Here is a 17630-nt window from a genome sequence, read left to right as displayed (position 1 = left end):
CTTCTTTTATTTTCAGGCTTGCTCAGGCGAAGGACGGTGTAAGTTTCTTCCGTTTTTTAGGCTTGGCCGGGGCAGGGAAGAGGCTCGTGTACTTGTGATAAAGCTCGAAGAGGAAGGCGACCCGCTCGGCGTCTGATGAGAAGCCCTTTTTGCCGTAGGCCGCGTCAACGGCCCTGTCAAGGGCCTGGTGGGCGCGCCTCAGGTCCGGCGGCATGGCTATGGGGTCGTAGAGGTCCGCGAGCGAGGCCTCGGGGTGGGCCGCGCGCGCGTCCAACACCCCCTGAGCGGCGGCCTCTATTGCCGCCTTCTGCTTCTCAGCGGGCGCGTCCGGCCAGGGGAAGTTGTTATAGACGATCTGGCCGGAATAGCGATAATCGTTTTTCAGGCGACCTGCCACATAACGCATCCAGGCCATGTGCATCACTGAAGACAGCACGCCGAAGTGGAAGAGGGTGCCTCCTTCGATTGCCAGGCTCGTATTATTCAACACGTTACTTGGGGAAAGAAACCCGATGGGTATATAGGCGCGTCGCTCAGATGAGGTCTTCGGGAGAAATATGTATTTTTTTGTCGGTTGCCTGATTTCTCCAAACAATGTAGGTGTCAAGGCTAACGCCTTTGTTGCCGGCCTGTTACTCGCGGTGCGAAACTCTTTGACAGCTTCTATGCGTTCTATAACGGGCTTTACCGAGCGAAGCAATGTTACATCGGCGTCATTTAGCCAGAAACAAAAACGTTTCTCGTTGTTGATGAACCCGTCACCCCATACAAAGGGCCTTATCCATTGGGAAATGAAAGGATATTGCTTCAGCAAGGAATCGCGGTCTTTTTCGGACAATAAAAAGTGGCCATCGTCGATTAGGGCGCTTCCTTCCATTATTTCCGGTACATTACAGATCGGGCTGCGTCTGGAAGGCAGGACCATGTCCGGCGCATCTACAATATAGGGGTTTATATTTTTCGCCTCCAGCGCATGCGCATCGCCCCTGATGCTTTCATAATCGTAAATGACTTTATGGTAAGTATCGTGCAGGGCAAAGCCGATTATCACGCAATGCACGGCGGCCTTGCCGCGCGCCTCGTTGCTCCATTGAAAGGTGCGGTGGGCGAAATGGATCTTGACCCCGAGCCTGAGGAGCTCAGTCCACAGCACGCCGACCTGCTCGCCCTGCGTGATGGAGTTGGTAGAGACAAACGCGGCCTTTACCCTGTCCCTCGGCGGTTTGTGCGCTCCTGCTATGGATTCAAGTGTATCGTTTGTTTTTTCGTCTCCCCGGATATACTTCACCGCCTTTAGATACCATGCCGAAACATAATCGAGGACGCCAGTTCCCTTAATCCCTGAAAAGACAAGAGACATGTCCGATTTTTGTTCATTACTTTGTTCCTTTTTCCCCACAAACGGCGGGTTGCCGAGAATGTAATCCACCTGTTCCGCTGATATGACCTCGTTCCAGTCCATGCGGAGGGCGTTGCCGCAGCGTATCTCGGCAGAGTCGATTAGAGGGAGCCTCCGGAAATACTGCCCGAACTCCTCCGAGACTTTCATGTTCATCTGGTGGTCGGTGAGCCAGAGCGCCACCTGCGCAATCTGGGCCGGGAACTCCTCTATCTCGATGCCGTGGAACTGGTTTACGTTCACCTGAACGAGCTGGAATATGTCGAGGTGCCTCTGGCCGGTAGCGCGCGCGGCCCTGAGTATCTCAAGCTCAAGCTCCCTTAGTTCCCTGTAAGCTATGACGAGGAAGTTGCCGCACCCGCAGGCCGGGTCGAGGAGCTTGAGCCCCGATATCTTTTTAAGGAGCGTGAACAGCTTGTTCGCGCTCCGCTTCGCGGAGTCGAACTCGGCCCGGAGGCCGTCGAGGAAGAGCGGGTTTATGAGCTTAAGGATGTTCTCCTCGCTCGTATAGTGCGCGCCGAGGTTCCGGCGGCGGGCCGAGCCCTCCTCGTCCATTACGCACTGGAAGAGAGCGCCGAAGATGGCGGGGGAAATCTTCCCCCAGTCGAGCGCGCAGCAGTCGAGAAGGAGGTCCCGCATGGCGCTGTCGCAGGCCGGGATGGGCAGAGCCTCCTCGAATAATTTGCCGTTCACGTACGGGAAGGCCGCGAGGGCCTCGTCGAGGTTCGACTGGCGGCTGTTTTCAGGGGTGTTGAGCACCTGGAAAAGATGCATGAGCCGGGGCCCGAGGTCTGAGCCGTCCTCGCGCGTGCTGTTCTCAAGGAAGTCGCGGAACGAGCCGCGCGGCTCGAAAAGGGACGTGTCCTCCGCGAAAAGGCAGAAGAGGAGGCGGACAAGGAGCACCTCAAGGGCGTGCCCGGTGTACCCGGCGGAGCGGAGGCGGTCGTGGAGCTTGCCCATGCGCTCCGCGGCCTTTATGTTGACCGGGTCCTGCGCCGTTATCCGCTGCGTGGTATACCCGGCGATAAACCCGAAAAGCCTGACGTTCCGGTAGAGGTCTTTAAGGGGGAACTCGTCCTGCGTCCCGGAATCGAGGTCGTAAAGACGTATGCGCGCGAAGTCCGAGACGATGATATAGCGCGGGAGGTCGCGCTCGGCGAGCCCGTCGAAATACTCGAGCGCCTGCTTGTAGGCAGAGTCGAGGTCGCGGCCCAGGGACTTGTGCTCGGCGATGAGCATCCCGCGCCAGAAGAGGTCTATGAACCCGCCCCGGCCCCCTTTGGCCTCGAATTTTGTGCGCGCGCGGCGCACCGGCTCCTCGAAGCTGGCGATACGCCTCCTCGAGACGCCGAAGACATTGAAGAACTCGTTCCAGAAGGTCTGCGCCTCGGCCTTTTCCGAGCGTTCCCCAGTCCATTCGCGAGAAAAGGCGAGCGCGCGGTCTTTTATCTCATTTAAGGATAGCGGCATGGGGCACAATGTAACATGGAATGAAGGCTTTTTGAAGAGAATAGGAAGCGATGCCCAGATGGGCGGCTTTGCTCGGGTATAATCATAAAAGCACCTGAACAAGGCAGGATGAAATGGCCCGACGAATCAACATAATCCTCTCTCCGGATAAAACTAATGCCCTTCTAAAGGCCCTGCTCGCGGCCAAGGGGGTGATGAGCGTCCAGGCGAGCCGCGCCTCGAGCATAAAACCGCCGGGAGACGCGCTATCCATAGAGGTTTTGAACCGGAATCTGCCCGACCTGATGCGCCTTCTTGACGAGCACGGCCTGACGGGCGGCCCGGACGCTCACATTTCATCGAGCGTGCCCGTAAGCGTCATTTCAAGGGATTTCAATCACGAGGTGGTGCGCGATTCGAGCGAGGCCGCATGGGAGGAGATGGAAGCAACGCTCGTAAGCGAGTCCAGCCCCACGCCGAATGTGCTGGGCCTCATGGCCATAGCGGGTTTCATTACCGCCGCGGGGATCTCGACCGGCACGCTCCACCTCGTCCTTGCGGCAATGGTCATTGCGCCGGGGTTCGAGCCTTTTATCCGCATAACTCTCGGGATCGTCGCAAGGTCCGGCGCATGGAGGCGGGGGCTAAGGAGCGTGGCGCTCGGATACGCGGCCCTCCTTGCGGGCGCGTTCCTGGGCGCGATAACGATCGGCGTAAAGGGCGCGACGCTTCTTTCAGGAGGCGAATATTACATCGGGGCCGGGAGGCTTGTCTCGTACTGGACTACGCCGTCTTTTTCGTCGCTGATCATTTCCGCGGCGGCAAGCGCGGCCGGCGCGATCCTCATAGCCTCGCACCGCTCGATACTTACTGCCGGCGTGATGATCGGGCTTGCGCTTATCCCCACGGCCGCGCTCGTGAGCATGGGAGTAGTCGCGGGAGACTGGGTTACAGCCTGGAAGGCGCTCATCCGCTGGGCGATCGAGGCCGCTCTCGTGGTCTCGGTATCCATGCCGGTTTTCTTATGGAAACGCTTCCATGTGCACCGCAGGAAAATGGCTGTCTGACCTTCCGCCCTGGTAGCAATAGCGGCATCGATATTCCGCGCTTAACTTGAGAATTCCCGTAGTTTGCTACAGGAAGGATATAAAACCCTCCCCTGTCAATGGGGAGGGGATTTGGGTGCGATACCCCGCGGCTTGCTGCCTGTGGTTCATCCAGAAGCTGGTTTTTCGGCCTACTCCAGAAGACCTATCTGCTTCATGAACGCCTTATTGTCCCAGAAGAGCCACTCCTCGACCATCACGCCGTCCTTCCAGCGCCCGATGGTCGCCATTGAAAGCCTGAAAGACTTTCCGGTCGGCTGTATTGTCTGGCCGTTCCCGACCGGCATCGGCTTTGAGAAGGTGCCCTCCATTATGCCCATCACGGCCGTCAATTCGCCCTGGGCGATCCTTATGGGGTGCTCCTTTATGTGCGTATCAGGCGCGTAGACGAACATCTCCTTAAGGTCCTTTATGTGCACGTCGAGGCCCCTGGTCTCGCGGCCGTCGGGCCAGTGCACGACAATGTCCTTGTGGTGGCTCCTCCGGAACTGGTCCCATTTCTGGCCGGAAAAGACGTTGTAGTCCAGGTCGTCGAACTTCGAAAGATTCTCCTCTTCTATGTCCTCGATATTGAACTTGCGGGCTTCCATGTCGCACCTCCTTGGGCATGGCGTAGCGGATTTTTCGCGCAAACCATGCAAAAAGAAAATTTGAACCAAATTCGTCCTATTTCAAGTATCACAGGGCCGATGGCAGCGTCAAGAAGGCCGGCTTTTCCGGAGTTTTCAGGATTAAAGCTGACGGGGGCAGATGCTAAAAGCGCGTAAAAAGCCCTGCGTGCTGTAATAATTAAGCGATAAACCTGTAAACACAGATTAATCGCTGCGTTTAAGGCACGATGAGGTCGCCTGACAGGAGAGTTTGAAGCAAACATGTTATGTCCGGCATTCCAATGCAATGCTATCACGCTGTTTTTATAGGTGAATTAAATCTATTCAACTCTTCTGTATTGTATTCACGTTCGGCTTGTGTTTTATGAAAGCAGGTGAAAAGAGCGCAAAACGGTATTGACAAATTTTGATGCATTATGTATAAGACGGTACGCCTTTATTCCGGCTTGCCCCAAAAAAAAGCGGACCCTTCCGTCATTTTGGCGGAATGCCATTCGCAGCATCTTGTATGATCAATATGCCGATAAGCTCAGCTTTTCGAGAACGGCTTTTTCCAAATAACCCTAGGTATTCAAAATAAAAAAACCGAGAAGTCATGGCGGCTTTCTGGATTTAAGGGCAATGGCGCCTTCCTGGTGGGAATCCAATTCCTGCCGTGAAGGCTTTTTTGTTTCTCAAATTCTTTCGTTTTATGGGGGATTCGATGGCACGCTGGCGTATCGGACTTTTCTGGGGGATTTTCATCCTGGTTTTTATCGCCGGGAATTCATGGGCGGAAACGGCGCAAAATCCAAAAGGCGACCCCCTCGCGTTTGAGCTGAGCAGCCTTCAGGCAGCCCCTGACGAGAGCCAAAAGGGCCGCATCGTAGAGTCTTATGGCAAGGTCCCCCTCTACTTCATAACGGTGCAATAGCGCGGCTTAAGCTCAAAACGCCCTTTTCAACAGGAGCGGCGTACGGGAAAATATGGATTAGAGACTTGAACTATAATATGTGGTAAATAGAATGAAACTGAGTTTTTTTGAGGACCTAATTTTTTGTAGTTGGTTAAACTTGATGTTCAAAGCGACTCTGCTGATAATCAGCCTTGTTTTGACAACCGGATGTTCATCCGCGCTGATGGCGAGGGATGCTGATAAACTGGCATCTTTAGGCCAGTGGGACGAGGCAGTCCTTATCTACCGCGACCTCTATCAGAAGGACCCAGCCGATCTAAGCTTCAGGCTCAAGTATCACAAGGCGAAGTTCGAGGCCGCCCAGATACACCATCATAGAGGCGAGGAACACCTTGAGAAGGGCAATCATGAGGCCGCGCTACTTGAGTTCCAGGCCGCCCTTCTCCTTGAGCCGTCGCTTGAGAAGTCACGCGCCTCCATGAACCGGACCCGCCGCGTCATGGATTCCCTCTATTATTATGGGAAGGGGCTAGAGGCGCTTACGAATGGAAAGGAGCGCGACGCGAAGGCCGCATTCAAGCGGGCTATCGACCTCAACCCTGAAAACCATGCCGCGGCCATGGAGCTTGAGAAGCTAAAGAGCCAGCAGAAGCTCGTCCTGGACGGTTTTGAGCTCAGCATCAGGTCGACCGCTCCAATAACCCTCGAGTTCAGGGAGGCTGGCGTAAAGAAGGCTTTTGAGGTCGTATCTAAGCTCTCGGGGATAAATTTCATGTTCGACTCCGAGGTCAGGGATGAGCGGATTACGGTCTTCCTGAAGGACGCCACCTTCCAGCAGGCGCTGGACCTGCTTCTCATGACAAGCAAGCTCGGAAAGAAGGTCGTGAACGAAAACACGATCATAATCTATCCGGCAAACGCTCAGAAGATCGCCCAATACGAGGAACTCATGATAAAGGTCTTCTATCTCTCGAACAGCGACGCGAAGAAGACCGTGAACCTCCTTAAGACGATGCTCAGGGCCCGGGACATCGCGGTGCATGAGGAGCTTAACGCAATAATGGTGAGGGCGAGGCCCGATGTCATCGACCTCGCGCAGAAGGTGCTCGACTCAATAGACCTTGCGGATTCCGAGGTTGTGCTGGAGGTAAGTATCCTCGAGATAAACAGGACCAAGGCCTCGAATCTCGGGATCGACCTCTCGCCTGACGCCCTGACCGCCAGCATCCCGACCACGGCGGGCTCCATTACGCTCCGAGAGCTCGGTAAGCTTTCAAGCGGCGACCTCCTCGTGACCCTGCCAAGCGCCATCCTGAACATAAAAAAAGAGGACCTCGACGCGAACATACTGGCTAATCCCCGTATAAGGGTCAAGAACAACGGAAAGGCCAGGATACACATAGGCGACAGGGTGCCGATAATTACGACGACCGTCAACCAGGGCGTTACTTCCGAGAACATCCAGTACCAGGACGTGGGTCTTAAGCTCACGGTAGAGCCAACCGTAAGGCAGAGCGACGAAGTAGACCTGAAGCTCGGCCTTGAAGTAAGCTCCCTCGGCACGAAAACGGTAACGTCCGCAGGGACCGTCGCGTACCAGATCGGCACAAGGAACACCGAGACGATGCTCCGCCTCCGTGACGGCGAGACCCAGATATTCGGGGGCCTCATCAACGACGAGGAAAGGAAGAGTACTGCAAAGCTGCCGCTCATAGGCGACGTCCCACTCCTGGGGAGGCTCTTCTCCAATGTGGATGACAGCTCGGTGAAGACGGAGGTGCTCCTCTCCATCACGCCCCATGTGGTACGCAGGCTGGAAGTGCCGGATGAGCCGGGCAGGGGATTCATGTCGGGCAGGGACGAGTTCCCTTCGGCCAGGCCCGCCCTGGAAGGTTTTTCAGCTGAGCAGAGCGCGCCAGAGGAGCCTTCCCGTCCCGTCCCTGTGCCCATGCCGGAGTTCACTCAGCCGCAGCAGCCTTTCAGCCCTCCGCCTCTGCAGCAATAAGGCCGCAATATGGACAAAAACGGCTTCACCTACATCGAGCTTGTAATAACGGTCTCGATAATCGCCATACTTGCGGCGGTAATAATGCCCCTTTCCCAGCTCTCATCAAAGCGGGCGAAGGAGGCCGAGCTCAGGCAGAACCTGCGCGTCATAAGGACGGCTATCGACGATTATAAACGGGCCTGGGACGAGGGCAGGATAAAAAAAAGCATAGGCGAGTCCGGCTATCCGCCAGACCTCATGACGCTCGTAGAGGGAATTGAGGACGCCGCCTCGCCCCAGTCCGGAAAGATGATACGGTTCCTGCGGCGGGTCCCGCGTGACCCAATGGCCGAGGACAAGGATATCGGGCCGGAAGAGACCTGGGGTCTCAGGAGCTACCAGAGCCCGCCGGATGAACCTGAAGAGGGCGATGACGTTTTCGATGTGTATTCCAAGAGCGAAGGACAGGCAATCGACGGCACTTACTACCGTGACTGGTAAGCGCGGATTTACCCTCGTCGAGGTCCTGATAGTCCTGACGCTTGTGGGCATCCTGGCAGGCATTGCCGTGCCGCTATATAGGAACTCTGTGGTTAAGGCCAGGGAGGCCGCTCTTTTGGAGAACCTCTATAAGATGCGGGACGCCATAGACAAATACTACGCGGACAACGCCGCGTACCCCGATGCGCTTACCGTCCTTCCCGAAAAGAAATATATACGCGCCGTTCCGGTTGACCCTTTTACCGGCTCGGACGGGACCTGGATAGAAGTGAACGCAGAAGGAGAGCCGGGTGTCTATGACGTAAGAAGCGGGAGCAATGCCATAGGGACAAACGGGGTCCCCTACAATGAATGGTAGGACGGGCGGCGGAAACGGCGGGTTTACGTACCTGTCCCTTCTTTTTTTGGTAACTTTAATGGGGCTTGCGGCCGGGACCGCCGGAAAATACTGGAGTTTCGAAGTCCGGCGGGAAAAGGAAGAGGAGCTTATCTTCAGGGGGATGGAGATAAGGAGGGCGATAGGGAAGTATTATTCCGAGAGTCCCGGGGCGAAGACGTATCCCAGGAGCATCGACGACCTCGCCAACGACCCGAGATACCCCGTAACAAAGCGCCATCTTAGGAAAATCTACCATGACCCAATGACGGGCGAGGCGGACTGGGAGGTCATAAGGGCCCCTGACGGCGGCATCATGGGGGTAAGGAGCTCGAGCCAAGCGGAACCCATAAAGAAGCAAGGATTCCCGCCCGAGCTTAAAGGCTTCGAAAACAGGTATTTCTATAACGAATGGCAATTTGTTTTTGTGCCGCAGGAACCTAAAAATAAGAGACCATAAGCGGTATCCCGGATGGCAAGGTTCAAGGTGAAGACAGGCACTATGGACGGCAGGGTCTTTCTTAAGGAGGTCGAGGCCGCTAATATTGAGGAGGCCAGGAGCAGGCTCGAAGAGGAAGGCCTCATCCCTTTGGAGGTGCGCTCAGGGGGCTTCTCCATGTCTGGCTTCAGGAGCCGGGTCTCGGGCAGCGACTTCCTTGTCTTCAATCAGGGCTTTCTGACCCTGCTCAAGGCGGGCCTCCAGCTGGTCGAGATACTTGAGACGTTACAGAAGAGCGCGACCAGCCAGGCACTCTCGGCAATTCTCGAAAGGGTGGTCAAGGACATAAAATCAGGGCACCCGTTTTCAGAAGCTCTGAAGGCGCATCCTTCAGTTTTCCCGTCCCTCTATATCTCGACGATAGCGGCCGGGGAAAGGACGGGGGACCTGATACCCTCTATTAAAGGTTACATAGATTTTCAGAAGAGGATGGAAGCGGTCAGGAAAAAGGTGGTGTCAGCGGCATCGTATCCCATGATACTCGCCGGGGCGAGCCTCCTTGTGGTGGCCTTTCTGATCACCTACGTGGTGCCGTCTTTTGCAGGCGTTTACATGAGCTCCGAATCGGAGCTATCTTTTGGTACGCGGGCCCTCATGGCCGTTTCGGATTTCATGAGGGCCAACGCGCTCTTCTTCCCGCCAGCCGTTTTCATCGCCATTTTCCTTCTGAGATATTATCTCAAGACCGGCTCGGGCAGGGGTTTCCTGGACAGGCTCAAGCTGCAGGCTCCCGGAATAGGGGACATATACAGGGGGTATTCAGTCGCGAAGTTCAGCCGTACCCTGGGGATGCTTTTGAGGTCGGGGATAACGCTCCCAGAGGCCATGGGCATGTCAAAAAGCGTGCTCGACAACTCCGTCCTCGAAAGGAAGCTTGAGCTTGCGGTCAGGAAAGTGAGGGAGGGGGGCTCGGCCTCAGAGGCCATGGCCGGGGCGGCGCTCATGCCGGAGATAACTCTACGCATGTTCACGGCCGGCGAGAGGTCGGCAAGCCTTCAGGCCATGTGCGAGGAAATAGCCGATTTCCATGAGCAGGAAGTCGAGCACAGGGTGGACGTCCTTACCAAACTCATAGAGCCTGCGCTTATGATTATCATGGGTCTCGTTATCGGCGCGATAGTCGTCCTTATGTACATGCCTGTATTCCAGCTCGGGGCGAGGATGTGACAATGAAGCGGCTGGGGGAAATACTCGTCCTTAACTGGAGCGTCTCGAACGACGACATCGAGAAGGCGCTCGCGTACTCGAAAGAGCAAGGGGTTCGGTTCGGGGACGCCTGCCTGAGACTCGGTATCATAGGCGAGAGCGAGCTTGCCGCCGCTCTCGCTGAACAGTACGGCCTGGAGTTCATGGAAATCGAAGGAGCTGAAGTAGACGATGAGATCCTGGAAAAGGTGCCTGCCGAGATGCTCCATAAGGCGCGGCTCATCCCGATAAGGAAAGGATTTGCATCGGTTTTGGCGGTATCTGATCCTACCGACCTTGCGATGCTGGACAGGATAGACCGCAGGATAAAAGATGGTGGAGGCAAGCCCGTGGGCATCGCGATAGCGGCGCCGAGCCGGATCGAAAAGCTCCTCAAGGGCCTTGGCTCCCAAAAGATGCTCAGCGAGGCTGCGGGACAGGCCGGTGTCACCGTTAAAGACCTCCGGGATGAGGGTGACGAGGTCCTGAGCATCGAAAGGTCGTCCGAATCGAGTCCCGCTGTAAGGCTCGTAGATACAGTCCTGTACGATGCGATACAGAAAAGGGCGAGCGACATACACCTTGAGACCGGGCATGAGGGGCTGGTAGTCAGGTACAGGATAGACGGAGTGCTCCACAGGGTCATGGATCCGATAGAAAAATCCCTCAGCCCAAGCGTCGTCTCGAGGCTCAAGGTGATGGCCTCTCTCGACATATCAGAGAGGAGGATACCGCAGGACGGCAGGTTCAAGGTGAGGCTCAGGGCGAAGGCGATAGACTTCAGGCTCTCCATAATGCCGAGCGTGTTCGGGGAGGATGCGGTAATAAGGATCCTCGATAAGGAGCACATTGCGAACGAGTTCGAGGAGCTGAGGCTCGAAAGCCTCGGGTTCAATGGCGTTGAGCTTGCCCGGATGAGGAAAATGATCCGGGAGCCCTACGGCATGTTCCTGGCCACTGGCCCCACGGGGAGCGGCAAGACGACCACTCTCTATGCGGCCCTTTCGGAGATAAACACCGGGGAGAATAAGATCATAACTATAGAGGACCCGGTCGAGTACGAGCTCCCCGGGGTCGTGCAGATACAGGTGAACGAGAAGAAGGGGCTGACCTTCGCAAGGGGCCTCCGCTCCATACTCAGGCACGACCCGGACAAGGTCCTCGTCGGCGAGATAAGGGACCCCGAAACTGCCCAGATAGCCATTCAGGCGGCCCTCACCGGCCATCTCGTCTTTACCTCGGTCCATGCGAACAACGTCTTTGACGTAATCGGAAGGTTCATACATATGGGCATAGAGCCTTATAATTTCGTCTCCGCCCTGAACTGCATAATAGCCCAACGGCTCGTAAGGATAATCTGTCCTGACTGCAGGGTGAAGGCGGACGCGGACCTTTCCGTACTACTGGAATCGGGTATCGATCCCGAGAGGTGTAGCGTCCGCACGATGTATGAGGGCGCAGGTTGCCAGGAGTGCCACAATACCGGGTACAGGGGCAGGAAGGCCATAGTCGAAATCCTGGACCTCACAGACGAGATAAGGGACATGATAGCAGGCAAGGAGCCCATTTCCCAGATCAGGAAAAAGGCAATCGACGGGGGCATGAAGACCCTCAGGCAGTCCGCCGTCGAGAAGGTGCTTTCAGGCGAGACTACTTTGCGCGAAATAAACAGGGTCACTTTCATGGAATAGCCATGCTGCAGAGGAAGACGGCCGGTTTCAGTATCGGCAAAAACGGCATAAGCGCTATAGAGGTCAAAGGGAACGGCCGGCTTTCGGCCGTAAGGACCTGGAAAGAGGCTTCGCGGCCTGACATGGGGGGGCCTGCGGGGCTTAAAGACGGCATAACGAAGGCCCTCTCAGAATCAGGCATCGGCGTCCGGAGGGTCTCTGTCTCCATCCCTGACACGCTCGCCAGGGCCACGGTGCTGGATTTCGAGGAACTCCCCGGGTCTAAAAAGGACGCCCAAGGGATAATCAGGTGCAGGGCGTTGATGGAACTGGAAGCCGACCCGGATAAGTATGCGCTCTCATATCAGGCGTTTTCATTTGAAAAGGGGAATAAGGTGCTCTGCGTTGCGGCTGAAAGGAGCTGGATCAACGCCATTGAGGACGGGTTTTCCTCATCCGGACGCCGGGTATCGAGGATAAGCGTGCATACACTGAATGTCGCCAACCTGCTTTCAGCCGGAGATCCGGATTCAGCGGTATTGACCGTGGCGTCGGATTTCATGGCCGTACTCGTCTTCATGTCCGGTTCGCCGGTTTACTACAGGTGCAAGGGCATAAGCAATGAATCCGAGGCGATGAGGGAGGCCCTGTCCTCCTTTGCCTTTTACTGCGGAAAAAACCCGGGGCACCGCATTTCGAGGATAGCGCTTCTTGACGAGACAGGCAAGATTGCCGGAATGATGAGCGGTTTGCTTCCAGCGAGAATAGAGGAGCCTGGCCGGACTGAGTTCCGCCTTGAATCGGAACTTACGTGCAGGGACTTAAGCCTCCTTGCCGCCGCCGGGTCCACTTTGTGAAATGCGTAAAATAGACATAAACCTGGCTACCGCCAAAGGCCGTCATTTCATAATATCCGCTCTGGCGACTTTCGCTTCGGCGATTGCTCTCATATTCTCTTTCTACAATATACACGAATATTCGATGAACAGCTCCGATATCCAGGAAATGGCCGAGCGCGTACGAGCCCTTGAGGAGAAGCTCCCGCGTGAATTAGATGGTCCGAAAGGAGAAAAGGAGCCCAGGGCGCTAACGCGCGATATCGAGATAATCAACAGCTACGTTGAAAAAAGGATCTTTTCCTGGACCGGCTTTCTTTCCGAGCTCGAGGAAGCCCTGCCTTCAGGCGTCTATCTCCTTCAGGTCAGCCCCGATTTCGGCAAATCCGCAGTGAGCATTGCCGGGACTGCGCGGAGCATGGAAGATGTGTTCTCGACTGTAAGCAGGATGGAAGCCCGCGGGTTCGAGAAGGTGGTCCTCACCAGGCATTCAGAGGACAAGGAGAGGCTTGTTATCTTCAACATGTCGGCGCAATACGGGGCTGGAAGATGATGGCATCGGTATTCTCGGCAGCCCATGGGAGGACCAGGCCGGCCTATATCGTCCTGGCCGCGGCCGTTTTTGCCGTATTCCTGAACCTTGTCTTAAGCTTTACGTTCATCAAGGACCAGGATGAGAGGGCAAGGGAGCTAAAGGACAGGGCTTTGGCATTGAGGGGTGCCCTTTCGGGCAAAGGCTCAGGGACGAATGATACTGCCCTGGCCGTCAGCTTCATAAAAGGGCTTCCGGAATCAGGTGAACTGGCTTCGGTATTGGAAGAGGTGTTCAAGTCCGCGAAAAGGAGCGGGCTTTCGGTCGCAACCGCCGAGTATAATTCCGAGACTTTCAAGGACAGCTCGATTTCCAGGTACGCATTCACCTTCCCGGTCGAAGGCAGCTACAGGGACGTAAAAAGGTTCCTGTATGATGTCGAGTCCAGCAGGCGTCCCCTGGTGATAGAGGAGTTGAGCCTGGCAAGCGGCAAAGCGGGTGAGGGGAAGACCGCATTGAGGATAAGGATGTCCGTTTATTACAGGTAGATGCCGTGGATGGAAAAAAAGCCGTTCTGATATTGCTGTTTCTCTGCCTTGGCGGGGTGGTCCTCTATAATTTTGCTATTCTCGGCAAGAAGGGAGATCCGCCGCAGGCCAAATCCGGCAGGGAGGACCGGCAGCTGCCTCCTTTGAGGCTCGGTCTGCTGTCAACCGGGAAAGCGCCTTACAAGGGAGTGAAAAGGGACCTGTTCAGCCCTCCAGAGAGCCCTGCCAGGAAGGCCGCACCGGCGCCAAAGCCGCAGGAGTTGCCGCCTCCCATGCCCGAGGTGCCGGCCCCGCCGCCTCCGTCGGAGATACAGGTCTTTGCTTCAGAGGCGAGATTCATCGGCTTTCTCGACAGTAGCTCCAGCAAGTCAGCCTTCATCATGAGAGGTGCAGACGTCTATATCATTAAAAAAGGAGATTCAATAAGGTCCAGGTTCAACGTGGAAGAAGTCTCGGGAGGCTTTATAACCCTGAAAGACAGTGAGACAGGCGAGGAGGCAATGATAAGGCTGCCTGTCCAGAGGTAAGCGACTATGGCCGGTTGCAAAGGGCCGCTGGTCATGCCTATGCTGGTCATAGCGGGGAGCTAGACTGATAATGCGCAGACGGTAAATAACCATACCGAAACGCCTTTTTTTTCAAAAAGGCGCTCCAGCCCCGCGTCATTCCGGCTAATACAGAGGCTTTTACGGCCAAGTTGCCAGAGTCACAGCCGTAAGGAGCAGGGCCGAGACGAGCGCTACTATCCAGGTCTCCTTATTTATCATGCATTTCATGGATTTAGGCCTTCCTTTCTCGATACGGCTTTCATCATAGCAATCATCCTGCGGGCTTAAAATGATTTCGGTCAGCGTTTCCTGAAAATCTCGTAGTAGAGGAGCGGCACGGCCGCGAGCGTAAGGAAGGTAGCCGCGATTGCGCCGAACATCATCGAGATGGCGAGACCCTGGAATATCGGGTCGAAGAGCATGACGAACGAGCCCGCCACGACCGCTGCCGCGGTAAGGAGGATGGGCCTGGTCCTTACCGCCCCGGCGCGGACTACAGCCTCCTTGATGTCGGCCCCGTTTGCCTCCTCGGCCTGGATGAAATCCACAAGGAGGATGGAGTTCCGCACTATTATGCCGGCAAGGGCGATGAAGCCTATCATGGATGTCGCGGTAAAGAACGCGTTGAAGGCCCAGTGGCCCGGCAGTATGCCCACGAGCGTGAGAGGTATTGGGGCCATTATTACAAGGGGCGTTATGAAACTTCTGAACCACGCGACCACGAGCACGTAAATTAGGACGAGCACCGCGGCGAACGCTATTCCCAGGTCGCGGAAGACCTCGTAGGTTATGTGCCATTCCCCGTCCCATTTCATGGAGTAGCCTTCCTCGAGCCAGGGCTGTCGCGCGGAGAACTGCTCTATGGAATATCCTTCCGGCGACTTTATGCCGCTTATCCGCGAGCGCATGTCGAGTATGGCGTAGACCGGGCTTTCGGCCTCGCCCGCTACATCGGCCGTAACATAGGTGACACGCTTGAGGTTCTTGTGGTAGATGGTCCTGTCGGCTGTCTCGTCTCTTACGCGGACCAGCTCCGAGAGCGGCACGAGCGCGCCCGAGGCTGAGGGCACCCCGATGGATTTCAGGGCTGATATGTCGTTCCTCTCGTCATACGGCATGCGGAGGAATATCTCGACCGGTTCCTTTGCCTCGTTAAGGTGCATGAGCCCGGCAGAAGCGCCGGATACAGCTATGCGGAGGCTTTCCGCTACGGCGCTTGCGTCGATACCGCTCAGGGCGGCCTTGGTCCTGTCTACCTCGAATACGAGCTTCTTCCGGTCGTCCTCGACATACCAGTCGACGTCAACGACGCCCGGCGTCGTCTCGAAGACTTCCTTTATCTGACGGGCGGCCTCGACCCTGCCGCGCTCGGTCGGGCCGTAGACCTCGGCCACGAGCGTGCTCAGGACCGGCGGGCCGGGCGGTATCTCGGCTATCTTGATGTTAGCCCGGTGGCGCGCCGCTATCTCCTGCAGGCCCGGCCTTATCCGCTTGGCTATGTCGTGGCTCTGCTCGCTCCTCTGATGCCTCGGGAGGAAGTTAGCCTGTATGTCCGCGACGTTCGCGCCCGAGCGGAGGAAATAGTGGCGGACGAGGCCGTTGAAGTTGTAAGGCGACGCCGTGCCTACATAGGTCTGGAAATCCGTCACCTCTGGCACGGTCCGAAGGTATTCGCCCAGGGCCCTTGCGGCCCTTGCGGTCTCCTCAAGGGTTGCGTCCTCGGGCATGTCTATCACTATCTGGAGCTCGCTCTTGTTGTCGAAGGGGAGCATCTTTACGGTCACGGCCTTTAATGGCACGAGGAGCGCAGCGAGGAGGAGAAGGAATACCACGGCCCCGAGCGCGCCGTATCTCCTGCGCCTCTTCTCAAGAAATGGCCTCAGGATTTTCGAATAGGCCGCGTACAGCCCCTGAGACCCTTTATCCTCTCCGGCGTGCCTTGCGCCCTTCAAGACCCTGTAGCCCAGCCAGGGGCTTACTATAAAAGCGACGAGGAGCGAGAAGAGCATGGCCGCGGATGCGCCGACCGGAATCGGCCTCATGTACGGCCCCATGAGGCCCGAGACGAAAGCCATCGGGAGGAGGGCCGCTATCACCGTGAAGGTTGCGAGTATCGTGGGGTTCCCGACCTCGTCCACGGCACCCACGGCGGCATCGGTCCCGGCGCCCTTCAGCCTGAAATGCCTGTGGATGTTCTCGATCACGACGATCGCGTCATCAACGAGTATCCCTATGGAGAATATGAGGGCGAAGAGCGTGACCCTGTTGAGGGTGTAGCCGTAAAGATAGTTCACGAGGAGCGTAAGGGCGAGCGTAACCGGAACAGCTACCGCGACGACGACTGATGCGCGGAGTCCTAGCGCGAACGCGACGAGCACCGTGACCGCGATGGTCGCGATGAGCATGTGCTTAAGTAGCTCGTCTGATTTCTCCTTGGCGGTCTCGCCGTAGTCGCGAGTTACGGTCGTGTTCACGCCCGAGGGGATGAGGCTGCCCTTTAGCGCCTCGGCCTTACTGATGGCCGTATGCGCGACAACGCTCGCGTTAGCGCCCGCTTTCTTGGCAACGGCTATTGTGACCGCCTCGTGGTCTCCGGCCGGGTTCGCGGCGCTGAGGCCCTTTTTCCCTGACGCCGGGCCGAATCCCATGAAGACGTAGTCCGAAGGCTCCTCAGGCCCGTCGGTAACTCCTGCGACATCGCCCAGGTAAACGGGCCTTCCTTCCCGCGCGCTCACAACGACCCTTTGCACCTCGCGGATGTCATTTAGAAACCCTCCGCCCTCGATAAGGAGCTCGCCTTCAGGCGACTGGACCGACCCGGAAGAAAGGCTCAGGTTGGCGGAGCCGAGCGCCCTTATTATCTCCGATGGCGAAAGCGCATAGGCCCTGAGGCGGGCGCTGTCGAGGTCGACCCTGACCTGCCGCCTTTGCCCGCCGATTACGACGACCTCCGAGACGTCTTCGTCTTTCTTTATCTCATCGGCAAGGGCCGTGGCGACACTCCGTAACTCATATCCCGTGTACCTCTCGCTCCAGAGCGTAAGCGCAAGCACAGGGACGTCGTCTATGGACCTGGGCTTTACGAGGGGCTGAGATATGCCCGGAGGGATCCGGTCGTAATTGGACATGAGCTTATTATAGAGGCGCACAATCGCGTCCTCCATGTCGGTGCCGACGTAAAAGCGTACTATGGTGAGGTTTTGTCCCGGCCCGGCAATGGAGTAGACGTACTCGACTCCATTTATCTCCCAGAGGATGTTCTCCATGGGAGTGGTCACGCGCTCCTCAACCTCGCGCGCCGACGCCCCCGGGTAGGAGACGAAGACGTCAACCATCGGCACCTTTATCTGGGGCTCTTCCTCCCTTGGTGTCACGGCGATTGCGAAGAGGCCGAGGAGCAGGGATGCCGCCACGATAAGCGGCGTAAGTCGCGAATGAATGAACGCGCGCGCTATCTTTCCGGAGATGCCTGTCACAGACTGAGCCCT

14 protein-coding genes are annotated in these 17630 nt (G+C 56.7%); 11 read left to right on the top strand and 3 right to left on the bottom strand.

Features of this window, described 5'->3' with window-relative positions; genetic code table 11:
* Window positions 1–22: 22 nt before the first annotated feature.
* On the bottom strand, window positions 23–2869 hold the full coding sequence (locus K8I01_05250) for an N-6 DNA methylase (GenBank protein MBZ0219819.1): 2847 nt from the start codon (window positions 2867–2869) through the stop codon (window positions 23–25).
* A gap of 113 nt (window positions 2870–2982) precedes the next feature.
* Here K8I01_05250 and K8I01_05245 point away from each other — a divergent pair, with 113 nt between their 5' ends.
* Window positions 2983–3915 carry a DUF389 domain-containing protein gene (locus tag K8I01_05245; protein MBZ0219818.1) on the top strand — a complete coding sequence of 311 codons (933 nt, stop codon included), beginning with the start codon at window positions 2983–2985 and terminating at the stop codon, window positions 3913–3915.
* Between the two features lie 170 nt (window positions 3916–4085).
* Here K8I01_05245 and K8I01_05240 read toward each other — a convergent pair whose 3' ends face one another.
* A complete protein-coding gene (locus K8I01_05240) occupies window positions 4086–4544 on the bottom strand; it encodes an ester cyclase (GenBank protein ID MBZ0219817.1) in 459 nt (152 codons plus the stop codon).
* A 1139-nt stretch (window positions 4545–5683) separates the two neighbouring features.
* On the opposite strand from K8I01_05240, the gene K8I01_05235 reads away from it, so the two are divergent.
* Genes K8I01_05235 through K8I01_05190 form a run of 10 tightly spaced genes read left to right on the top strand, consistent with a single transcriptional unit; the run spans window position 5684 to window position 14121 of the window.
* A complete protein-coding gene (locus K8I01_05235; GenBank protein ID MBZ0219816.1) occupies window positions 5684–7465 on the top strand; it encodes a general secretion pathway protein GspD in 1782 nt (593 codons plus the stop codon).
* Between the two features lie 9 nt (window positions 7466–7474).
* Window positions 7475–7948 carry a type II secretion system GspH family protein gene (locus tag K8I01_05230; GenBank protein MBZ0219815.1) on the top strand — a complete coding sequence of 158 codons (474 nt, stop codon included), beginning with the start codon at window positions 7475–7477 and terminating at the stop codon, window positions 7946–7948.
* Complete coding sequence (locus K8I01_05225) at window positions 7890–8306, top strand: prepilin-type N-terminal cleavage/methylation domain-containing protein (protein MBZ0219814.1); 417 nt, start codon at window positions 7890–7892, stop codon at window positions 8304–8306. The genes K8I01_05230 and K8I01_05225 overlap by 59 nt, the downstream gene beginning before the upstream one ends.
* Window positions 8296–8784, top strand: coding sequence for a type II secretion system protein (locus K8I01_05220; GenBank protein ID MBZ0219813.1), 489 nt, complete (start codon window positions 8296–8298; stop codon window positions 8782–8784). Before K8I01_05225 ends, K8I01_05220 begins: the two co-directional genes overlap by 11 nt.
* Before the next feature lie 12 nt (window positions 8785–8796).
* Window positions 8797–9990 (top strand): type II secretion system F family protein, encoded by a 1194-nt coding sequence (locus K8I01_05215; GenBank protein MBZ0219812.1) that lies wholly within the window; start codon window positions 8797–8799, stop codon window positions 9988–9990.
* A 2-nt stretch (window positions 9991–9992) separates the two neighbouring features.
* Window positions 9993–11699, top strand: a complete 1707-nt coding sequence (locus K8I01_05210) for a GspE/PulE family protein (protein ID MBZ0219811.1) — start codon at window positions 9993–9995, stop codon at window positions 11697–11699.
* A 2-nt stretch (window positions 11700–11701) separates the two neighbouring features.
* Window positions 11702–12535 (top strand): hypothetical protein, encoded by an 834-nt coding sequence (locus K8I01_05205; GenBank protein ID MBZ0219810.1) that lies wholly within the window; start codon window positions 11702–11704, stop codon window positions 12533–12535.
* Window position 12536: 1 nt separating this feature from the next.
* Complete coding sequence (locus K8I01_05200; protein ID MBZ0219809.1) at window positions 12537–13067, top strand: PilN domain-containing protein; 531 nt, start codon at window positions 12537–12539, stop codon at window positions 13065–13067.
* Window positions 13064–13594: a type II secretion system protein M gene (locus K8I01_05195; protein MBZ0219808.1), complete on the top strand. Its 531-nt coding sequence runs from the start codon at window positions 13064–13066 to the stop codon at window positions 13592–13594. Before K8I01_05200 ends, K8I01_05195 begins: the two co-directional genes overlap by 4 nt.
* Window positions 13595–13599: 5 nt before the next feature.
* The gene (locus K8I01_05190; protein ID MBZ0219807.1) at window positions 13600–14121 is read left to right on the top strand and encodes a hypothetical protein; all 522 of its coding nucleotides are present in this window, start codon (window positions 13600–13602) and stop codon (window positions 14119–14121) included.
* A gap of 320 nt (window positions 14122–14441) precedes the next feature.
* Here the strand turns inward: K8I01_05190 and K8I01_05185 are convergent, their stop codons facing one another.
* Window positions 14442–17618 (bottom strand): efflux RND transporter permease subunit, encoded by a 3177-nt coding sequence (locus K8I01_05185; protein MBZ0219806.1) that lies wholly within the window; start codon window positions 17616–17618, stop codon window positions 14442–14444.
* Between the last annotated feature and the right edge of the window lie 12 nt (window positions 17619–17630).

The organism is Deltaproteobacteria bacterium (assembly GCA_019912665.1).
GTDB lineage: Bacteria > Desulfobacterota > GWC2-55-46 > GWC2-55-46 > GWC2-55-46 > UBA5799.
This window is presented reverse-complemented; position numbering and strand designations above follow the sequence as displayed.